This window comes from Ferdinandcohnia sp. FSL W7-1320, assembly GCF_038050315.1.
Lineage (GTDB): Bacteria > Bacillota > Bacilli > Bacillales > Bacillaceae_L > Ferdinandcohnia > Ferdinandcohnia aciditolerans.
In genome coordinates, this window is the sequence record NZ_JBBPAM010000001.1 from 797,802 (window position 1) to 820,687 (window position 22,886).

Here is a 22,886-nt window from a genome sequence, read left to right on the forward strand (position 1 = left end):
TGAATGCTAGTACTATTTTAATCCATACAGATAATTTAAGAAATCGATCAAGATAAGGTGCTATTCTTTAGAGAGTGGTAGATTGAAAGGGTTTTCGTGCGTTTTATCATCTTATAAGATAGAGGAAATATTGAATTTCAAAAGGTATTTGGGGGGGATTTGAATGGTTAAGAAAAATGACTGGGAAAACATAAATGTCCTACAAAGGGGAAGATTGCCTGAACGCGCCTACTTTCTATCGTTTACAGATGAACAATCTGCGTTAACATACGAAAGAGGAAATTCCGAAGGATTTAAATTATTAAATGGAAGTTGGAAATTTCATTATGCTGAAAACCCAAAACTCGCACCCGAGCATTTTTATAAAAATGATTTTGATGTGAGTGAGTGGGATAGTCTCATGGTTCCCTCACATTGGCAAATGAATGGATACGGAAAGCCGCATTACACAAATGTTCAATATCCGTTTCCGGTTGAGCCACCATACGTTCCAACAGAAAACCCAACCGGGTCTTACCGACGTAATTTTTACATTCCAACAGAATGGCTTCAGAAAAAAATGATATTGAGGTTTGAGGGAGTAGACAGCGCTTTTCACGTTTGGGTTAATGGTCAGGAAGTTGGTTACAGCCAAGGTAGCCGGATTCCATCTGAATTTGATATCACTTCATATATTGTGGAAGGTGAGAATACATTAGCTGTCAGGGTTTATCAATGGTCTGATGGCAGTTACTTAGAAGATCAGGATATGTGGTGGTTAAGTGGGATCTTTAGAGATGTGTATCTATTAGCAAAACCAAAGGTCCATATTCAAGATTTATTTGTCAAAACAAATCTGGATGGCCAGTATAAAGATGCGATCCTTTCCATCGATACGGTAATCGAAAACTATACTTGTCAAGCTTTTGAAAAATATCAACTTGAATACCGCCTTCTTGATCAGGGAGGAAAGTTGGTTTCCAAACAGTCTAAACAGGTGGTTCTGCCGGAAAATCAAAAAGCAAGTTTCCATATCGATATTCCAGTAGAGAGTCCAGAAAAATGGTCAGCGGAACACCCCTATTTATACCATTTGTTGATTACGTTGAAGGATCATTCAGGAAATCAGATTGAGGTGATACCGAATAGAACTGGTTTCCGTTCGGTGGAATTGAAGGACGGAGTTTGCCTCATTAATGGTGAGGCCATTAAATTCAAGGGTGTAAATCGTCATGACCATCATCCAGATTTAGGTAGGGCTGTACCTCTCGCTATGATGGAGAAGGATGTCATTCTGATGAAACAGAATAATATTAATGCCGTAAGAACAGCTCATTATCCAAATGATCCGAGATTCTATGATCTTTGTAATGTTTATGGTCTTTATGTTATCGATGAAGCAGATTTAGAAACCCATGGCTTCGAACGTGCTGGTAATGGAAATCAGTTAAGTGATAATCCAGAGTGGGAAGAAGCGTATTTAGATAGGGCTAAACGAATGGTCGCACGCGATAAAAATCATCCTTCTATTATTATGTGGTCATTAGGGAATGAATCTGGATTTGGCTGTAACCATGAATCAATGGGTAAATGGATCAAAGAAAATGACCCAACACGCCTTGTTCACTATGAAGGTGAAACGAGAAGCATCATGAATCAATACGGTGATGATCCAAAAAGAGATCCAACTGTTTCCGATATACATACAACGATGTACACCTCTATTGACATTTTGGAAAAGCTGGGGCAAAGAACGGATTTAAGCAAGCCGCATATTCTTTGTGAATATATCCATGCGATGGGAAATGGACCTGGTGGAATCAAAGAGTATTGGGATCTATTTTACCAATACAAACGTTTACAGGGTGGCTTTGTCTGGGAATGGTGTGATCATGGGATTCGTCTTCAAACAAAAGATGGAGTAGAATACTATGCTTACGGCGGAGATTTTGGTGATACCCCGAATGATTATAATTTTGTCATTGATGGGCTTGTGATGCCTGATCGAACACCGTCTCCGGGACTAATTGAGTATAAAAAAGTGATTGAACCTGTTCATGTCGAGGCTGTAGATTTAAATAATGGAAAGGTACGTATCACTAACCTCTATGACTTTATTTCCTTAAGTCATTTACATTTATCGTGGTCAGTTGAATCAGATGGAAAGGTTATTGACAATGGTGTGATACCAGCTCCTGAAGTTGCACCAGGTGAAACGATGACGCTTGCAATTCCATACAAGCTTCCCGAACTGATCCAACCTGATACAGACTTTTGGTTAAACCTTCAATTTACCTTGGCAGCTGATGCGCTATGGGCAAAAACAGGACATGAAATTGCTTGGACGCAGTTTGAATTACCTGTAACGAGTACGATTGAAAAGGAGATTGTTCCATCTTTCCATCAACCTCTATCATGTCTTGAAAAGAATAATCAGCTTTTAGTACAGGGTGAGGATTTTCAGATTGAGTTTAATCTTGTCTATGGGAAGATGGATTCATGGTCTTATCGTGATATTAATCTTATGGAAGAAGGACCAAAGCTTCACTTATGGAGGGCGTTAATCGATAATGATCACCGTTCAGCGTCTGAATGGAAGAAATATGGCCTGCATTGGCTTCAACATCGTGTAGATGGCGTGGAGTGGCAACAACCAACCAGCGATCAGGTAGTGATTACTTCTAACGTTCGGATTGCACCGCCAATTTTATCCTGGGGAATTCGTGTTACTTATACGTATACAATATCTAGCAATGGTGAAATATCTATTACTGTGAAAGGATGTCCAGAAGGTGGTGGCCCGATAACATTACCACGGATTGGCTTGCAAATGAGGTTGCCAGTTTACTTAGATGATGTGTCCTGGTATGGGAGAGGTCCGGGTGAGGCCTACAGTGACAGTAGGCTGGCCACTCGAATTGGCGTTTTTGCTAAAAAGGTGGAGGAGCTATATACTCCATATATCTATCCTCAGGAAAATGGCAATCGTCATGAAGTTCGATGGGTAACGTTGACAAATACTGAAGGAGTGGGCTTTGTTGTAGCAGGTGAACCAACAATTGATTTCAGTGCTCATTATTATACAACGGAAAATCTGGATAAGGCTCAGCACACATATGATTTGATAAAGCAGGATTTTATCACGTTCAACTTGGATCATCAGCAGCATGGTCTTGGGTCTGCTAGCTGTGGGCCGGATGTGGAGGAACCATACCGATTAAAAAATGAGAATTTCCAATTCAATGTTCACTTAAAGCCCTTTTCTGCGAACGAAAGTTCAAAAGTAGATATAGGAAAGTCACTAAGGTCAAAGTATGGACAAAAGGCACTGAGTACTCCTCTGATATGAGTTTGCACTGATTGAAGTACATTACAAAAGGTCCAGTCAAATAAAGAAAAGAGAAGTAGATTCTAAAATGGAGTCTACTTCTCTTTTTTATGTTTAAGTGTCACATGTTCGATAGAATTTGGGATTTGTATACGATCAGGTGGAAAAACAAAACTCCACGGCATGCTGGTTTCAGGTGGCACCTGGAGGGCAGGAAGTGTAAATTCGTGCTCAGCTAGGAGCTTTTCCCCATCAAAAAGCTGTAGTGATGTATTTTCAAATACAAGATTTTGTAGCGTTCGATTATGAACAATTGCCGTTACTAATCGTTCGTTTTTGTGATTTACTGCAATCCGGAAGGGTGTAAAACTAACTCCTTTTTCCGGGGTCTCCTCACGAAAAAGCTGTTGGATTATATCACGATCTTTCTGTGAAATCGTCCGATCCCACGCGTCCTCAAAAACTAGTTTTTGCATGATCTCACCTCTCTTCTACTAATTATAGCAAGCAGGCTATTCTTTTGTGAAATTAACCATGAGCGATGGTTTGTCCGATATCTTTTAATTTATGTCCGATAAAAGGGAGCTTGTGTCCGATATCCATCAGTTTATGTCCGATAAAAGGGAAACTGTGTCCGTTAACCTTTATTTATGTCCAATAACCTGGAGCCTGTATCCGATAACCAGAAAAGTTTGTCCGAAAACCCGAAAACTCAATCTGATATCTGTCCAACTCTACAGATATCCCAAACCCTAGACCATAATTTACCCTAAGATTGGTTAAGCTAAACTATCATATAAAAGGAGTTCTTGAGTATGGTAGACTTTTTCGAGAATTTTCATCCCGTAATGCAAGCGTTGATTGCGACATTGTTTACATGGGGGATGACGGCACTAGGGGCAACCCTTGTTTTTGCAACAAAGACGATTAATCAGCGTCTTCTGGATAGTATGTTAGGTTTCGCTGGAGGCGTAATGATTGCTGCTAGCTATTGGTCGCTATTGGGACCTGCGATTGAGATGTCTAGCGACAATCAGATTGGAGCTTGGTTTCCTGCAGCGTCCGGATTCCTGTTAGGGGGCATTTTTCTATGGGGAATTGATAAGATTTTGCCTCATCTTCACCCAAATGCACCTATCAATGACGCAGAAGGCTTACATCCAAAAGGACAAAAACGAAGTACGCTCTTAGTCCTTGCGATTACACTTCATAATATTCCTGAGGGACTGGCTGTTGGAATCGCGTTTGGTGCCCTTGCTAATGGGGGAACGGAAGCTTCTTTAGCGGGTGCATTAACCTTGGCCCTTGGAATTGGCATTCAAAACTTTCCGGAAGGTATTGCGGTTTCAATGCCGTTAAGAGGGGACGGCATGTCCCGTGGAAAGAGCTTCTTTTACGGGCAATTTTCAGGGATGGTCGAGCCGATTGCTGCAGTTGTTGGGGCAGTTGCGGTATCCTTCATTGAACCATTGCTTCCATACGCATTAAGCTTTGCGGCTGGTGCGATGATTTTCGTTGTCGCAGAAGAAGTCATTCCAAGTTCTCAGGAAAAAGGAAATAAAGATCTCGCATCCATGAGTTTAATGATTGGATTTGTTGTGATGATGATACTTGACGTCGCATTGGGCTAACTATTACAAAACATTATAGGCGTAACCATTCTACCTTGAAAAACCGAGCATTAACCCATCTCTATTTTTGAATGTTTTTCCAATTATTGTCGCATACTAAACCATCATATTGTAGGTGGTTTTCATATGTCATTTTTCAAAAAGGATAAAAAGGAATTGCAACAGCAACAAACCGACCCTAACGAGAATTCGGGACCTCAAACGGAACTGATTAGCCTAGATGTAATAAATAACGTCAATGAGATACAAAACATTTTTAGTAAAACACCTGATTTAGTCGTGACCAACCTTGTGATTAAACAAACAAATGCGAAAGCTGCACTCGTTTATTTAGGTGAGCTTACAGATTCAACGGTGGTCAGTGAGCATGTATTAAGACCTTTGTTATTCCATATTGATGATTTTAATGAGGATTCGACACTTAAGGTATCTGTCACCCAAATCAAGGAAGTGAATACATGGTCAAAAGTCACGGACGAAATTTTAAAAGGAAAAAGCGTCTTATTTATGGATGGGTCCCAAGTTGCATTCCTTTTAGATACTGGAAAATGGCCGGAGCGATCAATTGAGGATACCCCGATTGAGTCTTCCATTTATGGTGAACACATTGGGTTTACTGAATCTGGAAGTACAAATATTGCACTCATCCGAAAACATATTAAAAATCAACGTTTAAAAATAAATGATTATAGCATTGGTGAAAGAGGGAAAACGAAGGTCTCCCTTTTATACTTAGACGATGTTGCCAATCCGGATTTAATTAAGGAACTTGAAAACCGTCTTCAAAAGGTTAAGGTTGATAGTATTACAAATTGTATCATATTAGAAGAATACATAGAGGATAATCCCTATTCGCCATTCCCACAACTTCTTGTTACAGAGCGTACTGATTTTGCCACTTTGGAGATTTTAGCGGGAAGAATTGTGATAGTGGTGGATGGGGCACCTAATGTTTTAGTTGCGCCATCTACATTTTTTTCCTTTTTTAAGAGCATAGATGATTATACGTCGCGTTGGTTGGTCGCCTCTTTTATCCGACTGTTAAGGTATATTGGTTTTTTTACGGCAATTTTTCTACCAGCGACTTATATCGCAATCATAGCCTTTCATTTTGAGGTGATTCCTTTAAAACTACTAATGTCTATCGGGGTGTCGCGAGAAAGGGTACCATTTCCGCCGTTTATAGAGGCATTAATTATGGAAATTGCCCTGGAGATGTTACGTGAGGCCGGAATTCGACTCCCAGCCAAAATTGGGCAAACCATTGGAATCGTCGGTGGTATTGTGATTGGACAGGCGGCTGTACAGGCTGGAATCGTTAGTAATATTATGGTCATTGTTGTTGCCATAACTGCAGTTGCCTCTTTTATCATTCCAAATTATCAAATGGGTGCATCCATCAGGCTTATTCGATTTCCAATGATGATTATGGCATCTTTATTTGGATTTGTTGGATTAAGTGTAGGTTTAATGACATTACTAATCCATTTAATTGAGCTAAAATCGCTTGGTGTCTCCTATACTAGTCCAGTTTCTCCCTTGAGAATTCAAGACTGGAAGGATTTGTTTATACGCTTTCCACAATGGTCAATCACCAAGCGTCCGGTTAGTTCTTTAGCTATTCAATTGAGAAGGGCGGATTCTATTCGTCCAAAGGAAGACAAACAATGATGAATGTTCAAGGTAAACAAATATCAATCGTTCAGTACATCTTATTAATTCACGGTGTTCAAGTAGGCGTTGGCGTCCTTACCTTACCTAGAGATGTAGCAGAAAAGGCAGGGACTGATGGGTGGATTGGCATAATAATAGGATGGTTCATTGCTACAATTACTAGTTTAATTATTATTCAAATTATGAAAAAGTACCCGAATGGAACAATTCTTGACCTGTTGAAACATTACTTTGGTAAGTGGGCTGCTAAAGTGGGTGGGGGTATCCTGGCTGTGTATTTTGGTTTATTAGCACTCTATTCTTTTATTACAGAGGCGATGTTTATACAAGCTTGGGTGTTACCAAGAGTTTCTATATTTTTATTATTAATTTTGTTATCGATCCCATCGTATTTATTGGTTCGTAACAATATTCAAATTATAGGCAGATATTCGGTGGTAGTTTTTTTAATGACGATTTGGATTCTTGTCTTATATGTATATTCTTTTAAGGAGGGCCAAATTCTAAACCTTCTTCCTCTTTTAAAGGAAGGCTGGCAACCCGTCGTGAAAACTTTAAAAATCAGCATTATTATCTATGTTGGATTTGATATCGCTTTTTACCTTTATCCCTTTTTAGAAAAAAAGGAAAATGCCTCAATTGGAGTTGTTATTGCGAATACCATTACAATGATTGCCTATTTAATTATAACGCTTGGAGCATTTGTGGTCTTTAGTCCTGATGAAATTACAAAATTTAATGAACCAACCATCACAGTCTTGAAAGTAATTGAATTGACCTTTATCGAACGATTGGAGATTGTAGTATTTGCATTTTATATATTTGTGATGTCTACAAAAGTCCTTCCACTTATGTTCGTATCTGTGTTTAGTACAAGTTGGATATTTGGAAAAGTGGATCACTCAAAACCATTATTCTGGTTCCTGGTCATAAGTGTAATTTATGTTTTATTGTTTCCTCCCTCAGTACGTATGGATTTAATTTTGGCTAAGGAAATACACAGAATAAGTTATCTCTTTTCGTATGTTTTCCCGATTTGTTTATGGGGGTATGTCCTCATACATGGGCTAATGAAGAGGAGGAGCTTGAATTGAAACGTTGCGTTCTTCCACTTTTGTGTGTTTCACTTTTAATGATGCTTACGAGCTGTGGATACCAGGTTCCATTGGAGGATACGACGATTGTCTTCGTCCTTGGGATTGATCTTGATGAGGACAATAACCTCATTTTTTATGAGTCAAGCCCTGTATTTAGTAAGGGGGCAAAGTCGCAAAGGGATATATACCACACTAAGGCTGATACCATTCGAGATTCTAGAAAATTTTTTGATGCAGTGACAGGTGGCGAGGTATCGGCTGCCAAAATCCAGATCCTTTTACTGGGAAAACGGGTTGTGGAACATGGGGACTGGTTTCCTATACTAGATACAATGTACCGGAACAGTAATTTTTCGATCAATACAAGAGTGGTTATTGTGGACGGTCAAGTATCGGATGTCGTCAATTATAATCCGGAAAGCAATGCACTTCTTGCGGTGTACTTGAAAAATGATATTGATAAAAATCATAAACGAACACGAACCGAAAAAGGGACGCTCCAACAACTTCATTCTGAGTTTTTTGACAAGGGAGTGACACCAGCTTTAGCCAATGTGAAAAAGGGTAAAAAGGTTGAAGTAACTGGAACCGCCTTACTTAACAATCGTGGGAAATATGTGGATTCTCTTGATTTATCGGAATCCACGTTATACCTCTTTTTAAAGCATAATCGGAAACATCAAATTAGTTATACGACCATTACGATTCCGGCTGAAAAGGAGGAGGGGATTTTTCATAAAAATGATTTGAGTTTTGAAGTAAAAACGGTGAAGTCCAAGGTTAAAACGTCGCATGACGAGGACAGATTTAAGTTTGATGTTAAAATTTCGATGTCCGTCGCTATTCTTGAAAGTTTATTACCAGTAGATATGATATCTCATGAAAAGGAAATCAAAAAAACAATTGAGGACCGGTTGAAAACGGGATATGAGGAACTGTTTAAAAAAGTTCAAGGTCATAAAATCGACCCGTTTGGTTTTGGTATCTATGCTAGAGCCTATCAGTATGAAGAATTTAAAAAGGTAGAGGATAACTGGGGTCAAGCACTATCCGAAGCTGATATCAATGTAACTGTTGAAGTAGATATTAAGAGCATGGGTACTGTCAATGACACGAGTAAGTAAACAAACTTTTGGTTACGACGGGATAAAGTATAGTGCCTGAATCCATCATAGGGTTCAGGCCTTCTTGTGGTAGTTTATGGTATTATTATAGTGGAGTATGAGGGAGTGTTACCCATAAAATGGTGGGACGCGGGACCTGTCCCTGTGTCCCAGATAGATGGTGGTCGTGTGTTTAAGATTTTGTTGATTGAAGATGATGTGACGTTGTTTAATGAGATTCGGGAGCGGTTGTTGCAGTGGTCGTATGATGTATACGGGATCGATGATTTCAGCAATGTGATGAAGGAATTTACGAGAATTCAACCTGACCTGGTCATTATCGATATTCAGCTGCCGAAATTTGATGGCTTTCATTGGTGTCGGATGATTCGAACGCATTCGAAGGTCCCGATTATTTTTCTGTCGTCGAGAGATCACCCGACAGATATGGTGATGTCGATGCAGCTGGGTGCGGATGATTTTGTTCAAAAGCCGTTTCATTTTGACGTGCTCATTGCGAAAATTCAGGCCGTCCTTAGACGAGTTTACAACTATAGCCTTGAACAGCAAATTCATTTAAAAATTTGGAATGGGGCATCTGTGGATTACGTAGATAACACCGTGCAAAAGGACAATGGAACAATTGAATTAACAAAAAATGAAATGTTTATTTTGAAAATCCTAATTGATCATGTAAACCAAATCGTCAGCCGTGAGGAGCTCATCAAAAGCCTGTGGGATGATGAACGATTTGTAAGTGACAATACCCTGACAGTAAACGTCAATCGATTACGAAAGCGACTTGATGAAATAGGCCTAGGGCAATATATTGAAACAAAAGTCGGACAAGGATATTTGGCCAGGGAAGAGGATGGCGCATAAATGATCAAGAAATTTCTCGTCGAAAGGCGCAGTTGGATTCTATTATTCTGTTTTCTTCAAGTGTTAATCCTATTGATTGGGTATCTTGATTCATCCCTGGCCTTTCGTTCTGTTCTCTATATTGTTTTTGTCTTTTTCGTCATCTTTCTTTTATTTCTCGTCATTCGTTACAACCGGGAAGCTTCTTTCTATAAAAATATAGAAGAGTGGGACCCAGCTGTAGGTGTCGAGAGTCTCCAAGAAAGTAACACACCATTTGAAAAAATGATAGAATCGGCTCTTAACCAGCATCATCATTTTTATAAAAAAGAACTAAGTAGCTACTCAACAAGTGTTGAACAGGAAAAAGATGATTTATTATCTTGGATTCACGAGGTAAAAACGCCACTAACAACGATGAAATTAATGATTGAACGGGTCGAGGACCACACGTTAAAGGAGCAGCTCATGTCAGAATGGCTTCGGATTCACTTGCTTCTTGACCTTCAGTTGCACGGGCGGAGAATCCCTTTCATGGAAAACGATTTGTATATCGAAAAGGTGAATTTGAAAGGGTTACTCATTCAAGAAATTCAATCATTAAAATCATGGTGTTTTCAAAAAGGGATTGGCTTTGATATGTCGCTAGAGGTTTCAGAGGTGGTTTCTGACGGAAAGTGGCTTCAATTTATGTTGCGACAACTCCTAACCAATGCGGTGAAATATAGTGAAAATGCTGATATCGAAATCCGCAGCTATCAAAAAGCTGATCAAATGGTTTTAGAAATCAAAGATTACGGACGTGGCATTAAGGACAAAGACCTCCCACGCATATTTGAAAAAGGCTTCACGTCTACAACGGACCATCGGGATCATGCAGCAACAGGAATGGGTCTCTACCTCACAAAAAATGCGGCAAAGCCGTTAAAAATTAGCATAGATGTCCATTCTATATATGGAGAGGGAACAACTTTTACACTAATCTTCCCGAAAAAGAATGATTTCCTTAAGCTAACAAGCATGTGACAAGAATGTCACATGCTTTCATGTTTTGTTCGGTGATTCGAAGGAAAATGAGACGAATCCCGTCTATGCTAGAGGTAAGGAGTTGATGCAATTGAACATTTTAGAAGCGAATAAGATTGTAAAAACATACGGAAACAAGTGGAACCGACAAGAGGTTCTTAAAGGAATCGATATCGAGGTTAAAAAGGGAGAGTTCGTAGGAATTATGGGTCCTTCAGGCTCTGGTAAAACTACGTTACTAAACGTACTTTCATCCATTGACCGCGTGAGCTCAGGGTCCATCCGAGTGGAAGGCAAGGAATTCACCAGCATGAAGGACAAACAACTCGCTGAATTCCGCAAACAACACCTCGGGTTTATATTTCAGGAATATCATCTATTAGATACATTAACAGTCAAAGAAAATATTATGCTACCACTAACAGTAAATAAGATTTCACCGAGGGCTGCCCAAGTCATGTTTGAGGATGTGGCAAAGGAATTAGGAATCTTTGAAGTGAAAGATAAATACCCGAACGAGATTTCAGGAGGTCAAAAGCAGCGGGCTTCAGCAGCACGTGCATTCGTACATGAACCAAGTATTATTTTTGCGGATGAACCAACAGGGGCGCTTGATTCGAAGTCGGCTTCAGACTTGCTAAACAAACTAAGTTACTTAAATGAAAAACGGGAATCAACCATAGTGATGGTCACCCATGACCCACAAGCAGCAAGCTACTGTAGCCGGGTAATTTTTATTAGAGATGGGCAAATCTTTACGAAATTAAATCGAGGCGAGGAGAACAGACAGGACTTCTTTAACGATATCATTAAGACCCAGGCTGTGTTAGGTGGGGTGCAGCATGAGCTTTAAAAGCCTCATCTTCCGAAATCTAGTAAAGAACATCAAAAACTATTATTTATATGTGTTTGCACTCATTTTTAGTGTTTCGTTGTATTTTGCCTTTGTCACGTTGCAGTATGACCCAGCAATGGATGAAGCGGCGGGGTCAATTAAGGGCGCTGCTGCGATGAAGGCTGCGTCTGTGACGCTCATAGGCATCGTCATGGTCTTTCTCGTTTATGCTAATACGTTGTTTATTAAGCGGCGTGGGAAGGAAATTGGGTTGTTCCAATTAGTCGGTATTTCAAAAGGAAAAACATTTTGGATTTTAAGTGTCGAAAACATGATTCTGTATTTCGGTTCCATGATTATAGGAATCTTTCTCGGTTTTGTATCTTCAAAGCTTGTAATGATGATTTTATTAAAAGTCATTGGAATCAATGAGGTTGCCAAGCTCCGTTTTTCACCTGAAGCTCTTGTTCAAACGGTGCTTGTGTTTGCTGCTATTTATGTGGTGATTATGGCAATAAATGCCTTGTTTATTAAACAACAGGAAATTTTATCATTGTTCAATACGAGTTCAACAACAGAAGATAAAAGACGTAAGGTCTCCGTACTTGAAGTAGTGATTGGTGTTCTCGGACTTGGGCTCATCATCTTTGGCTATTATTTATCAACCAAGCTATTCGATGGACAGTTTACGACGATGGAAGGTCTGTTCATGGCTATGATAGCCATCTTAGGCTCTGTAATTATTGGAACGTACTTTTTTTACAAAGGATCAATACGATTTGTTTTTAATCTAATCCGAAAAAAGAATAACGGGTATTTGTCTGTGAATAAAGTACTGTCATTATCGTCGATTATGTTTCGTATGAAATCCAATTCTATTTTACTAACAGTTATTACAACAGTTTCTGCTCTATCTCTAGGGCTGCTGTCACTCACGTATATTTCGTATTATTCAGCAGAAAAATCAGCGGCAGAATCTGTCGTTTATGACTTTTCGATACCGAATGAAGAGCGTGCTAGCCAATTTATTGAAGAGTTGAATAAAAATCAGATTGGCCATTCGATTACAGAAACTGAATTTTTGCATGTTGTTTCAGACCAAACAAATATACTTGAAATTAGCTTAGAGCAACCGTCAAATGCAGATGGTATCGATCAAATGCCGTTGGTCATTATCTCGGATGATTCAGTTGATGATTTAGATGTTGCTGAAAATCAATCACTATTTGTCAATAACAACTCTGCTATCGAGTCATTTATGACTTTTAACAAAGGGGAATTTACTGTAAAAGGTAAGACAACATCGATTGATTTAGAGTTTGTAGGATTTGAGGAAAAAAATGTACTTCCATTGCGCTTAACAAATGGAGGGTTACCGGTCGCGGTTGTGGACGATACAGTTTATCAGAAATTAGCATCTGATGCAGAACCAGAAATAGCCAGTGAATTTACGAAGTCAATTGGGATTGATGTCAAAGAGAGAGCTGACTTGGAGAAGGCAAACGATATCTTTCATGAATTAGGTATAGCAGAATGGGCTGCACATGAATCACAATTAGATTCCTTTACCAACCAAAAAAGAAATATGGGCATGATCATGTTTATCGTCGGGTTTCTTGGATTAGTCTTCTTGATTACCTCAGGTTGTATCCTCTATTTCAAACAGATGGATGAAGGTGAAGAGGAAAAAGGAAGCTACACGATTTTGCGTAAATTAGGTTTCACAAGAACGGACCTGATAAATGGGATCAAAATCAAACAATTATTTAACTTCGGTATACCATTAGTGGTCGGGTTATCTCATAGTTACTTTGCCGTAAAATCAGGATGGTTCTGGTTCGGAACGGAACTCTGGACCCCGATGATTATCGTCATGGTCCTATACACCCTGCTCTACTCCATCTTCGGTATCCTATCTGTGATGTATTACAAAAAAATCATAAAAGAAGCACTATAGGGACAGATCCATTGTTCCATCCGTTCCTGTGTTTCAAACGCAAAGAGTCGATTCCCAAATGGAGGGGAATTGGCTTTTTGCATTAGATGGTTTTAGTTATAGTATGTGCTATGTAAGCATGAAGACCACTTCGAGCGAAAAAGACAGTCGAAAAGTCCTTCATAAGCCCGTTGAAGACCATATCGAGCAAAAAACACGACAGAAAAGTTCTTCATAAACTCGATGAAGACCATTTTGAGCAAAATGCACGTCTGAAAAGTCCTTCATAAGCCCGATGAAGATCAAAACGGGCACAAAACATGCCTGAAAAGTTCTTCATAAGCTTGCTGAAGACCACTTCGAGCGAAAAAGACAGTCGAAAAGTCCTTCATAAGCCCGTTGAAGACCATATCGAGCAAAAAACACGACAGAAAAGTTCTTCATAAACGCCATAACCTCATCCTCCCCGAGCCTAGCCTGGGATAGGGAACCTGCCCTTTGTCCGGCGGAATTTCCGCTTTTGCCCATTTTTATAGTTTTCTAAAAATTCATCTTGACAGAATAGGTTGTAATGAGTTAATTTTTCCTTAAGGAAACTTTTTGTCGGTTAGGAAAGTCGAACAACTTATTTTTTTTACTCAAAAAGTTTCCTTTGTGCAACATTTCTTCATTAATGCAAGGAGGGGGAAAAATGAAAAAAGTAAAATCCATCTTCGGACTATTTATTTTGGGAGTATGTATGTCGTGGGTACTTATTGGATGTAATGCAACAACAAATCAAACGTATGACGGAGATTCTGGAAGCGGAAAGATTCAAGTTATCACAACGATTGCACAAATAGGGGAACCCATGCAAATCATTGGTGGAGACCGGGTTGAAATTATAAGTCTTATGGGTCCTGGAGTTGATCCGCATTTGTATCAAGCTACCCAGGGAGATATCGCCACTCTACAAAATGCAGATATCATTTTTTACAATGGATTACACCTGGAAGGGAATTTAGGAGAAGTTTTTGACAAATTAAAAGAAACAAAACCAGTATTTGCGATTGGAGAATCTATTGATGAAAGTCAATTGTTAAAGGATGAGGGTGGTGCAATTGACCCGCATATTTGGTTTGACTTAGACCTTTGGAAGACAGCATTAGAAAGTGCAACAGAAAATTTAATAGAACTCTCACCAGAGAATGCCAACTATTTTGAGGAAAACAAACAAGATTATTTTGCTAAAATCGATGAGCTAAAGGCAGAGGCAACGAAGAAGATGTCAAGTATTCCAGTAGAACAACGTGTCCTTGTCACTGCGCATGATGCATTTGGCTATTTTGGCCGCATGTATGACATTGAAGTGGTTGGTTTGCAGGGTTTAAGTACAGAGGATGAAGTTGGAATATCTGATATCCAATCAACAGTTGATTTATTACTTGAAAAAAAGGTACCGTCTGTCTTTGTAGAAAGTAGTATCAACCAAAACTCGATCAAGGCAGTAATTGAGGGTGCCGCTAAAAAAGGTCTAGATGTTTCGTTGGGAGGAGAGCTTTTCTCAGATGCGATGGGGCAGGATGGAACTGAGGAAGGTACTTATCTAGGAATGTATCTTCACAATGTAAATACCGTATACGATAACTTAACTAGGAGTGTTAACGAATGAGTGTATTAACTGTGGATGGGCTTAGTGCTGCATATCGAAAGAATACTGTCTTACACGATGTGTCATTTACAATCAACCAAGGGTCGCTAACAAGCATCGTCGGTCCAAATGGAGCGGGGAAATCAACACTAATTAAAGTTTTACTTGAACTTCACCCACGTTTAACAGGTACAACTTCTTTTTTCGGAACCACTTTAAAAAAGGAAAAGGCACGAGTTGGGTACGTACCGCAAAGAGGATCTGTGGATTGGGATTTTCCTACGGATGCATTGGATGTTGTGATGATGGGGATGTACGGACAAATCGGATGGGTAAAGTGGCCAAACAAACATCATCGTGTAAAGGCACTTGAGGCATTGGATAAAGTGGGGATGGCTGATTATGCACATCGACAAATTAGTGAATTGTCAGGTGGACAGCAGCAGCGGGTCTTCTTAGCGAGGGCTTTGATCCAAGATGCAGATTTATATTTCATGGATGAACCGCTTGCTGGTGTTGATGCAGCTACAGAAAGAGCGATAATGACGATTTTAAACGAATTGAAAAATGAAGGTAGAACTGTACTCGTTGTTCATCATGATCTTCAGACAGTAGAAGATTACTTTGATCAAGTCTTATTTTTAAATCGTTCTGTAATCGCACACGGTGAAGTGACTTCAACCTTCACAACTGAAAATATAGAAAGAACTTATGGTGGAACCATTCGATGGTTAAAGGAGGGAGTTGGCGTTGTCGATTCTACTCTCAAGTAACTTTCAATGGGTTTTGCTTAGTACATTGCTCCTTGGAATAGCTGCAGGATTGGTTGGTTGTTTAGCTTATTGGAAAAAGCAAAGTCTGATGAGTGATGCACTTTCACATGCAGCTCTTCCTGGAGTAGTATTGATCTTTCTACTATTTCAGGTGAAAGACTTGTTTGTTTTAATGATTGGAGCCTCTATTAGTGCGCTACTTGGGGCATTCTGTATCATGTTAATAAAATCAACAACTCGTATCACCGAAGACACAGCGATGGGGATGATTTTAGCCGTGTTTTTTGGCGGAGGAATTGTTCTTTTGACTCTTGTGAACAAGACGAGTACAGGAAATCAGGCTGGTTTAAACAATTTTATCTTTGGGCAAGCTGCCTCGATGGTCTCGTCAGATGTAATGACCATGTCAATTTTAGCAATTGCCGTGATTTTTATAGTTGTAATTGGCTTTAAGGAATGGAAGCTGTTTCTGTTTGACCCGAACTTTGCAAAGGGTCTCAACCTATCCATAAAAGGGATGAACATCATCTATTTATTAATACTCGTACTCACGGTTGTCGTAGGAATTCAGGCGGTTGGTGTCATTCTTATGTCAGCATTATTAATCATTCCCCCTGTCAGTGCACGATATTGGACGCATTCATTCAAAACCATGATGTGGTTATCAGGGATCTTCGGTGGGATTTCAGGTGCTGTTGGAACAACAATTAGCGCTTTAGGAGTTGGATTACCAACGGGGCCATTCATTGTCGTGACATCAGGTTCTATCTTTCTAGTATCCTTATTTTTAGGAATTAAAAAAGGGTTAATCGTTGAATCTATGATGTTACGAAATAAACGAAAAGAAGTATATGAACAGATGGTTGCAAACTCTATTGTCAAGGAGGGAAATTCATGACGTACACAGCATGGATCCTTGTAACAGCTTCACTAGTTGGTATTTCTTGTGGAATCGTGGGGGTATTTCTCATCCTTCGAAAAATGGCAATGATGGCAGATGCGATAAGTCACACCGTGTTGCTTGGGATTGTGATGGCCTACCTGCTTACGCATAGCTTAAGTGGAATTCACATGGTCATCGGTGCTGCCATAACAGGAATCATAACGACGTTTTTAGTACAGTGGTTCCATTCAAAAGGCGTGGGGCAGGATGCATCCATCGGCGTCGTTTTTACAACTCTTTTTGCGATTGGTGTTATTTTGATTGCGACAAAGGTTGGAAATGCGCATCTTGATGTGCAGCACGCATTGATGGGAGAAATCTCATTTGTTCCTTGGAATACAATTTTTGTGCCTGTACTTGGAGAAATCCCTCTTGCAACACTTATGTTACTCGTTGTACTAGTTGTCGTTATATTGGTTATCGGGCTCTTTTATAAGGAGTGGAAGCTCACAACCTTTGACCCGTCTCTTGCAGCAAGTATTGGTATTCCAGTACTAGGGATGCATTATTTGTTTATGACGCTTGTGTCCATTACGACAGTCGCTTCCTTTGATGCCGTTGGTGCCATCATGGTCGTGGCTATGCTCATCACACCAGCAGCATCCGCCTATCTTTGGACTGACAAACTATTAGTCATGATTGGTCTAAGTGCATCCTTCGGGGTGATATCCGCAATAATGGGATACTATTTTGCACTCTGGATAGATACATCCATTTCTGGTTCCATGGCTTTTGCAACAGGTGTGATCTTTCTCATCAGTTTCATCTGCTCCCCTAGACACGGACTTCTCTCTAAAACATTTGGGACAGAGGGACAGGTCCCTCGTCCCAGCTTGCCTCGTGATTAAAGGGTTACGTTGGCCTAGTTTATCTAGAAAAAAATGGTGTGGGACACGGGACCTGTCCCCGTGACCCAAGAAGGAGGGTGAGAAAGATGCAAAGAAGTCCAAGAATATATTCGAAGATTGTAAAGTACTCTATTATTCTTAGAGCTTTAGGTGTGATTGATTCTGACGTTTTTAATCAAATCACAGGTAATGTTTATCATGATAAACCTGGTAACTCTAGAAAAATGATTTGATTCAAGGTGGTGTAAGAATAGATGCTTTCAGCTAAGCAAGAACAGTATCTTGTGGAGATATATTGGAATTTAAATGAGGAAGGTTCCGCGCGTGTTTCTCAATTAGCAAAGTCATTGAATGTTTCCGTTCCATCCGCGTCAAAAATGTCGAAGAAGTTGAAGGAGGAGGGCCTGATTGATTTTCAACGATATGGGATTATTACCCTCACAGAAAAAGGAGAAAAGTTCGCCAAACAATTGGCAGTAAATCACGAAGTCCTTTCTCGGTTCTTTCAACTAATTGAAGTAAAAGAAGAGAACATTAAAGAAGAAGTGAAAAAAATAGAGCCCTATATGAGTAGTGACGTCATCCAAAAACTAGATGCCTTTCTAACAAAAAGGGATTAGGGACAGATGAACAGGTCCATTGTCCCAGTTGTTACTATGGACCTGTCCCTGTGACCCGCCACAATTTAGTTTGCTTTTTTCACGAAGAAGTAGGCCGTAATCCATGCGGTAATGGGAATAACAAGCGTTACACTAATTCCGGCAATAAGAATCGTCACCATTTCGGAGCTAAATATCTTTGAGTTTACGATTTCACCCATTGAATAATGTAAATCCTTAAACCAAATTAATAGGGCAAGATAGCCTCCAAAGAAGGCGAAGAATAATGTATTGGTACTTGTACCAAGGATATCCCTTCCTATGCTTAATCCAGAAGCAAATAATTCCTTGCGGCTTAGATTCGGATTATGGAAATAAATTTCACGCATAGGCGATGAGATTGCAATTGCTGCATCTGTAATGGCGCCAATGGTACTCATTATGATGACGGAAGCCGCAATTTTTACAAAATCGACTCCAATATAAAGTGAGAACATACCAAGCTCTTCGATTTCTTCTTCTCCAAACCCTTGAATCATTGTTTTGTCGGTAATCACGATAATAAACAACAGCAGTATGACCGTTGTGATTATCGTAGAAATAAAGGCTGTTTTTGTTTTACTATTTACTTCATTGATATAAAAAAGATTAATACCACTTATTGCAACACATGCTATTAGGGTTAGATAAATCGGATTCAGATTCGGATCATTCATAAAAATGACGGTAATCATGAGCACACCAAAATTAAAGAACAATGCTAAAAAGGACCGTATCCCTTTTTTTCCACCGATAAGAGCCATTAAGATAAATAAAATGGCGGCAAGTAAGACTAAAGCATTCATAATCTCGCCCTCTTTCTACTAATGAAAAATATCGTCGTGTACAACCCAATCGGAATGGTTAATACAATTCCGATCCCACCAGCTAGTGCACGGGCTAGTTCTAGCGAAAGATTCATGTTCAGAGTAAAACCGAATGGAGATGCATTTTTAAAATATAGAATCAATAATGGGATCGAACCACTTATGTATGCAAAAAACAGAATATTTGTCATCGTTCCCATGATGTCTCTCCCAATTTCCAACCCAGACTTCACAAGTGCTTTTACGGAAATCTTATTATTTTTTTCAAACAAACTAAAGATTGAAGAAGACATGGTAATTGCTACATCCATCACAGCCCCAAGGGAACCAATAAATAACCCAGCCATAAACACTGTTTTATACGGGCGTGTGATAAATTGCAGTTCTTCATAGCGGAGACCTTCACCGGCAGTCAACCATATTACTAGATACGCAACGGCTAAAGAAACAAAAGTGCCAAGTAGGGTTGCGATAATCGCGCTATACGTTTTTTCATTAAAACCATTGACGAGTAACAGTGATATGACCGTAAAGAAAATAATACCTATACTGCATATCATTAATAGACTTCGGTCCGGTTTGTCCAAATAAAGATCCAAGGCATACGATAAAATGAGAGCGTTGATTACCAAGCTGAAAATAGAGTACAGCCCTTGCTTTTTCCCAACAATAAGCAAAATAAAAATAAAAATCCAAGCAACAATTAGTAGATATTTATCACGTTTAACTTCAAGGATTGTGCCAGTTAATTCTGTATCCCCTTTGTTATCCACATCAATCGTGACAAACAATTCATTCCCAACACGAAATTCGTAATCGTACGCTTTTGAGGAGGAGTATTCATTTTCAAGATGAATCAGGCTTCCTTTTTCTTCGCCATTTTTTATTTCCCCAATGATGTGCTGGGTGAACAATGTGTCTTTGTTCTCAAGCCCATCCTCCATTTCCGTCTCATCTTCCAAACTTACTTCAATAACTTTAACAATCGGACGTTCATAAAAAGTATAATTGTTATAGACAAACACAATGCTAGCTAGAAAACAAAGGAGAAGGATAATGTAAAACAACTTATGTTGTAACGTCATCTTTTTAAAAAAATTTAAGATCAAATTCAAAAAAAGACCCTCCAAACCATAATATGGAATCTAGTATAGCACAGAGGGGGTACCTGTCCCAGTGGCCATTTCTCGTTGAACAGAGTGGCAGATTTTAAAACGATATTGGAGTGGGTTCATGAGAACTAACTTCTGAATCAGAGGATATCGGACAAAACTCCGTAAAGATCGGACAATGCTGGCAGGATATCGGACAAGTGCTGAATTTTATCGGACATAAATCTTACTATATCGGACCAAAACACTATTATATCGGACCAAACAAAATTTGTAGCCACAAAAAAAGCCTTCCGATTCACCGGAAGGCCGACTAACTAAATTACGCTTTTGGTTTTTCTTTACCCATAGAGTCAAATAATTGTGTAGAAGATAAGGCATTGAACGGCATAGATACATTATGTTTAATGCCTTGGTTGTAAGTAGCAATTAAGTCTTTAAGTAGAACGGATAATGCAGTTTCTGCTGTCCACTCAGATACATCGCTCCAATTTCTAACGACCCAGCTATCACCAGTACTTACTTTTAATAGGTTTAAGATTTCTTCTTCAGGTAAGTTATAATGTTTACCTAATTTAAGTCCTTCAGCCACTGCATTCATGTTCACGCCTAGAATCATGTTATTCACTAATTTTGCTACTTGGCTGTTACCTGGCTCGCTGCCGTAGTAGAATGTGTTAGAGCCGATTGCGTCAAAGTATGGGTGGAAAGACTTTACAATCTCTTCATTCCCAGCTGTCATAATGGATAGTGTTCCAGCTTCTGCACCTGAACGACCTCCACTTACTGCTGCTGAAATTAATGACAAATCACTTTCACTTTCAACTTTTTCACCTAATTCATTCATTGTTTGAGGATCAAGTGTACTCATAACAATGACTGTTTTATTTTTTGGCTGTGCAGATAATAGACCATTTTCACTGAAGATTACATCAACATTTTGCGCATAGTCACGTACCATTGAGATAATTGCTTCGTCGGCTAGTTCCGCCACTTCTTTTAACGTATCAACCATAGTAAATCCAGCAGCTTCTGCTTTCTCATAAACACCTTTAAATGCATCATAACCGATAACTTCAAACCCAGCTTTCTTTAAGTTAACTGCCATTGGGAAGCCCATTGTTCCTAATCCAACAAATCCAATTTTTTTACTCATGATCAATTCCTCCAGATGATTTTTTTTATTACAAAAAGCACTCTAAAATAAAGTCCTTCTTGTCACGTCTTTGCAAAGATTCATTCAACTTAAGCTAATCCTAAGATTGTCATGATGACAATAACTGCCATTGCAATCCAGTGGGTAACACTAATACTGATAAATCCATTTTTGAAAGTGTCTTTCATTGTTAAACCAGTTATATTGTTAAAGATAATCAAGAATCCAGAGTAAGGGACAATTGATAGTGCTCCAGAACCGATTGCGATTGCGCGGTGAACTGTTTCAGGGTCTAGTCCCATTTCCAAATAAATAGGGGCAAAATTCGCAACAGAAATTCCGATTGCACCAACCGCTGAAGCAGTAATACCCCCGATAAGACCTGTCCCAATCATTAATGAAAGTATTGGAGGTCCAGGAATCGATTGAATCAATTGGAATACGCCCTTAAATGCAGGAACACTTGTTGCAATGCTACCAAACGCAATCGTACTACCAGTAGTAATTGTGGAAGATAACGATTCGTTAGCACCCTGATTTAATACATCTTTTTGTTGTGCAATTTGTTTGCGGAATAATAAAGCGCTCAACACAATCGCAGCAATAAGAGCGACAATAATGATGTTACTTACAGAACTAAATACTAATATGATGCCCAATAACACGATAATAGGAAGTAAACTGAAAGTGAATGGTGGGAGGTCACGTTTAGATGCCTCATTACCACTTTCAACCTTCTCATCTACATTAAATGTTTCGTTTTTCTTTAAACTTCTGGACAACGAGAATTTCATAAAAATTAGAATAAATATTATGGCTACGATGGAAGTAACAATTCCAATAACCGGCGCAGCCGTTAATGTAGTACCTAAAGCCGTTGAAGGAACAACATTGTGTAATGAAGGTGCCCCTGGCAACATCGTCATTGTGAATGTTGAAGTACCACCAAATACGGGTATGGTAACTAATTTCCACGAAAGATTTAGTTGTCTAAAGATTGGTTTCGCCATTGGAATTAATGCAAAGATAATCACGAATACATTAATACCACCGTACGTAAGCAAAGCAGAAATAATAAACAATGCCACTAATGCGTTGTACGGATTTTTGGTTCCTACTACAGACAATACTTTATTTGCAATTGAAACCGTTGCCCCACTTTTATCCATGTACTTCGCTAGGATAGAACCTAATAAGAAAATGGCGAAATTGGATGCAATAAACCCAGCAAGAGACGTCATATACGAGTTTTCCTTGCCAAATACAGTTTCGAGTATCGGTACGTCGTTAAAAAGCAACACGACAATCGTCGCTATAGGTGCGGCAACGATGATATTGAACTTTTTAATAATAAAGAGAACGATTGTGACGATACCTAATAAGATCCCCAATATACCTAATATATCCATTTTAATTTTCCCCTTTATTTCATGCTGTTAAGTCTTTAGAAGTAACGTTTACATCAATTTGAATCAATGTGAATCTCTAT

General features: G+C 39.2%; 20 protein-coding genes. 15 read left to right on the forward strand and 5 right to left on the reverse strand.

What is annotated here, in order from left to right:
• Positions 1–163: 163 nt before the first annotated feature.
• Positions 164–3,328, forward strand: coding sequence for a beta-galactosidase subunit alpha (gene ebgA, locus NST91_RS03875; protein WP_341330095.1), 3,165 nt, complete (start codon positions 164–166; stop codon positions 3,326–3,328).
• A 74-nt stretch (positions 3,329–3,402) separates the two neighbouring features.
• Here ebgA and NST91_RS03880 read toward each other — a convergent pair whose 3' ends face one another.
• Positions 3,403–3,783 (reverse strand): SLAP domain-containing protein, encoded by a 381-nt coding sequence (locus NST91_RS03880; RefSeq protein WP_341330096.1) that lies wholly within the window; start codon positions 3,781–3,783, stop codon positions 3,403–3,405.
• A gap of 339 nt (positions 3,784–4,122) precedes the next feature.
• Between NST91_RS03880 and NST91_RS03885 the strand changes: the two genes are divergently transcribed.
• The 14 genes from NST91_RS03885 to NST91_RS03950 all read left to right on the forward strand — a co-directional run bounded on the left by NST91_RS03885 (position 4,123) and on the right by NST91_RS03950 (position 18,284).
• Positions 4,123–4,938, forward strand: a complete 816-nt coding sequence (locus tag NST91_RS03885; protein WP_341330097.1) for a ZIP family metal transporter — start codon at positions 4,123–4,125, stop codon at positions 4,936–4,938.
• 126 nt (positions 4,939–5,064) lie between these two features.
• A complete protein-coding gene (locus NST91_RS03890) occupies positions 5,065–6,609 on the forward strand; it encodes a spore germination protein (RefSeq protein ID WP_341330098.1) in 1,545 nt (514 codons plus the stop codon).
• Entirely contained in the window at positions 6,606–7,706 is a 1,101-nt protein-coding gene (locus NST91_RS03895) for a GerAB/ArcD/ProY family transporter (RefSeq protein WP_341330099.1), read from the forward strand. Before NST91_RS03890 ends, NST91_RS03895 begins: the two co-directional genes overlap by 4 nt.
• The gene (locus NST91_RS03900; RefSeq protein ID WP_341330100.1) at positions 7,703–8,833 is read left to right on the forward strand and encodes a Ger(x)C family spore germination protein; all 1,131 of its coding nucleotides are present in this window, start codon (positions 7,703–7,705) and stop codon (positions 8,831–8,833) included. The genes NST91_RS03895 and NST91_RS03900 overlap by 4 nt, the downstream gene beginning before the upstream one ends.
• A gap of 168 nt (positions 8,834–9,001) precedes the next feature.
• A complete protein-coding gene (locus tag NST91_RS03905) occupies positions 9,002–9,694 on the forward strand; it encodes a response regulator transcription factor (RefSeq protein WP_341333481.1) in 693 nt (230 codons plus the stop codon).
• On the forward strand, positions 9,695–10,699 hold the full coding sequence (locus NST91_RS03910) for an ATP-binding protein (protein WP_341330101.1): 1,005 nt from the start codon (positions 9,695–9,697) through the stop codon (positions 10,697–10,699).
• A gap of 85 nt (positions 10,700–10,784) precedes the next feature.
• Positions 10,785–11,552 carry an ABC transporter ATP-binding protein gene (locus NST91_RS03915; RefSeq protein ID WP_445724478.1) on the forward strand — a complete coding sequence of 256 codons (768 nt, stop codon included), beginning with the start codon at positions 10,785–10,787 and terminating at the stop codon, positions 11,550–11,552.
• Positions 11,542–13,491: an ABC transporter permease gene (locus NST91_RS03920; RefSeq protein WP_341330103.1), complete on the forward strand. Its 1,950-nt coding sequence runs from the start codon at positions 11,542–11,544 to the stop codon at positions 13,489–13,491. The genes NST91_RS03915 and NST91_RS03920 overlap by 11 nt, the downstream gene beginning before the upstream one ends.
• 670 nt (positions 13,492–14,161) lie before the next feature.
• Positions 14,162–15,121, forward strand: a complete 960-nt coding sequence (locus NST91_RS03925) for a metal ABC transporter solute-binding protein, Zn/Mn family (RefSeq protein WP_341330104.1) — start codon at positions 14,162–14,164, stop codon at positions 15,119–15,121.
• The gene (locus NST91_RS03930) at positions 15,118–15,873 is read left to right on the forward strand and encodes a metal ABC transporter ATP-binding protein (RefSeq protein ID WP_341330105.1); all 756 of its coding nucleotides are present in this window, start codon (positions 15,118–15,120) and stop codon (positions 15,871–15,873) included. The genes NST91_RS03925 and NST91_RS03930 overlap by 4 nt, the downstream gene beginning before the upstream one ends.
• On the forward strand, positions 15,851–16,771 hold the full coding sequence (locus NST91_RS03935; protein WP_341330106.1) for a metal ABC transporter permease: 921 nt from the start codon (positions 15,851–15,853) through the stop codon (positions 16,769–16,771). Before NST91_RS03930 ends, NST91_RS03935 begins: the two co-directional genes overlap by 23 nt.
• Positions 16,768–17,664 (forward strand): metal ABC transporter permease, encoded by an 897-nt coding sequence (locus NST91_RS03940; RefSeq protein ID WP_341330107.1) that lies wholly within the window; start codon positions 16,768–16,770, stop codon positions 17,662–17,664. Before NST91_RS03935 ends, NST91_RS03940 begins: the two co-directional genes overlap by 4 nt.
• A gap of 86 nt (positions 17,665–17,750) precedes the next feature.
• Positions 17,751–17,897 carry a hypothetical protein gene (locus tag NST91_RS03945; protein WP_341330108.1) on the forward strand — a complete coding sequence of 49 codons (147 nt, stop codon included), beginning with the start codon at positions 17,751–17,753 and terminating at the stop codon, positions 17,895–17,897.
• 21 nt (positions 17,898–17,918) lie between these two features.
• Complete coding sequence (locus tag NST91_RS03950; RefSeq protein WP_341330109.1) at positions 17,919–18,284, forward strand: metal-dependent transcriptional regulator; 366 nt, start codon at positions 17,919–17,921, stop codon at positions 18,282–18,284.
• A gap of 65 nt (positions 18,285–18,349) precedes the next feature.
• Here the strand turns inward: NST91_RS03950 and NST91_RS03955 are convergent, their stop codons facing one another.
• The 4 genes from NST91_RS03955 to NST91_RS03970 all read right to left on the reverse strand — a co-directional run bounded on the left by NST91_RS03955 (position 18,350) and on the right by NST91_RS03970 (position 22,806).
• On the reverse strand, positions 18,350–19,108 hold the full coding sequence (locus tag NST91_RS03955; RefSeq protein WP_341330110.1) for a YibE/F family protein: 759 nt from the start codon (positions 19,106–19,108) through the stop codon (positions 18,350–18,352).
• Positions 19,105–20,244 carry a YibE/F family protein gene (locus NST91_RS03960; protein WP_440272865.1) on the reverse strand — a complete coding sequence of 380 codons (1,140 nt, stop codon included), beginning with the start codon at positions 20,242–20,244 and terminating at the stop codon, positions 19,105–19,107. Before NST91_RS03960 ends, NST91_RS03955 begins: the two co-directional genes overlap by 4 nt.
• A 319-nt stretch (positions 20,245–20,563) precedes the next feature.
• Positions 20,564–21,412: an NAD(P)-dependent oxidoreductase gene (locus NST91_RS03965; RefSeq protein ID WP_341333483.1), complete on the reverse strand. Its 849-nt coding sequence runs from the start codon at positions 21,410–21,412 to the stop codon at positions 20,564–20,566.
• Positions 21,413–21,486: 74 nt separating this feature from the next.
• Entirely contained in the window at positions 21,487–22,806 is a 1,320-nt protein-coding gene (locus NST91_RS03970) for a GntP family permease (protein ID WP_341330111.1), read from the reverse strand.
• Between the last annotated feature and the right edge of the window lie 80 nt (positions 22,807–22,886).

What these genes read in the sequence shown, in the direction of transcription:
- NST91_RS03930 (WP_341330105.1), top strand. Translation starts at nt 15,118, where the DNA reads ATGAGTGTATTAACTGTGGATGGGCTTAGTGCTGCATATCGAAAGAAT.
- ebgA (WP_341330095.1), top strand. Translation starts at nt 164, where the DNA reads ATGGTTAAGAAAAATGACTGGGAAAACATAAATGTCCTACAAAGGGGA.
- NST91_RS03910 (WP_341330101.1), top strand. Translation starts at nt 9,695, where the DNA reads ATGATCAAGAAATTTCTCGTCGAAAGGCGCAGTTGGATTCTATTATTC.
- NST91_RS03940 (WP_341330107.1), top strand. Translation starts at nt 16,768, where the DNA reads ATGACGTACACAGCATGGATCCTTGTAACAGCTTCACTAGTTGGTATT.
- NST91_RS03955 (WP_341330110.1), bottom strand. Translation starts at nt 19,108, where the DNA reads ATGAATGCTTTAGTCTTACTTGCCGCCATTTTATTTATCTTAATGGCT.
- NST91_RS03915 (WP_445724478.1), top strand. Translation starts at nt 10,785, where the DNA reads ATGCAATTGAACATTTTAGAAGCGAATAAGATTGTAAAAACATACGGA.
- NST91_RS03880 (WP_341330096.1), bottom strand. Translation starts at nt 3,783, where the DNA reads ATGCAAAAACTAGTTTTTGAGGACGCGTGGGATCGGACGATTTCACAG.
- NST91_RS03970 (WP_341330111.1), bottom strand. Translation starts at nt 22,806, where the DNA reads ATGGATATATTAGGTATATTGGGGATCTTATTAGGTATCGTCACAATC.
- NST91_RS03950 (WP_341330109.1), top strand. Translation starts at nt 17,919, where the DNA reads ATGCTTTCAGCTAAGCAAGAACAGTATCTTGTGGAGATATATTGGAAT.
- NST91_RS03945 (WP_341330108.1), top strand. Translation starts at nt 17,751, where the DNA reads ATGCAAAGAAGTCCAAGAATATATTCGAAGATTGTAAAGTACTCTATT.
- NST91_RS03890 (WP_341330098.1), top strand. Translation starts at nt 5,065, where the DNA reads ATGTCATTTTTCAAAAAGGATAAAAAGGAATTGCAACAGCAACAAACC.
- NST91_RS03925 (WP_341330104.1), top strand. Translation starts at nt 14,162, where the DNA reads ATGAAAAAAGTAAAATCCATCTTCGGACTATTTATTTTGGGAGTATGT.
- NST91_RS03920 (WP_341330103.1), top strand. Translation starts at nt 11,542, where the DNA reads ATGAGCTTTAAAAGCCTCATCTTCCGAAATCTAGTAAAGAACATCAAA.
- NST91_RS03895 (WP_341330099.1), top strand. Translation starts at nt 6,606, where the DNA reads ATGATGAATGTTCAAGGTAAACAAATATCAATCGTTCAGTACATCTTA.
- NST91_RS03885 (WP_341330097.1), top strand. Translation starts at nt 4,123, where the DNA reads ATGGTAGACTTTTTCGAGAATTTTCATCCCGTAATGCAAGCGTTGATT.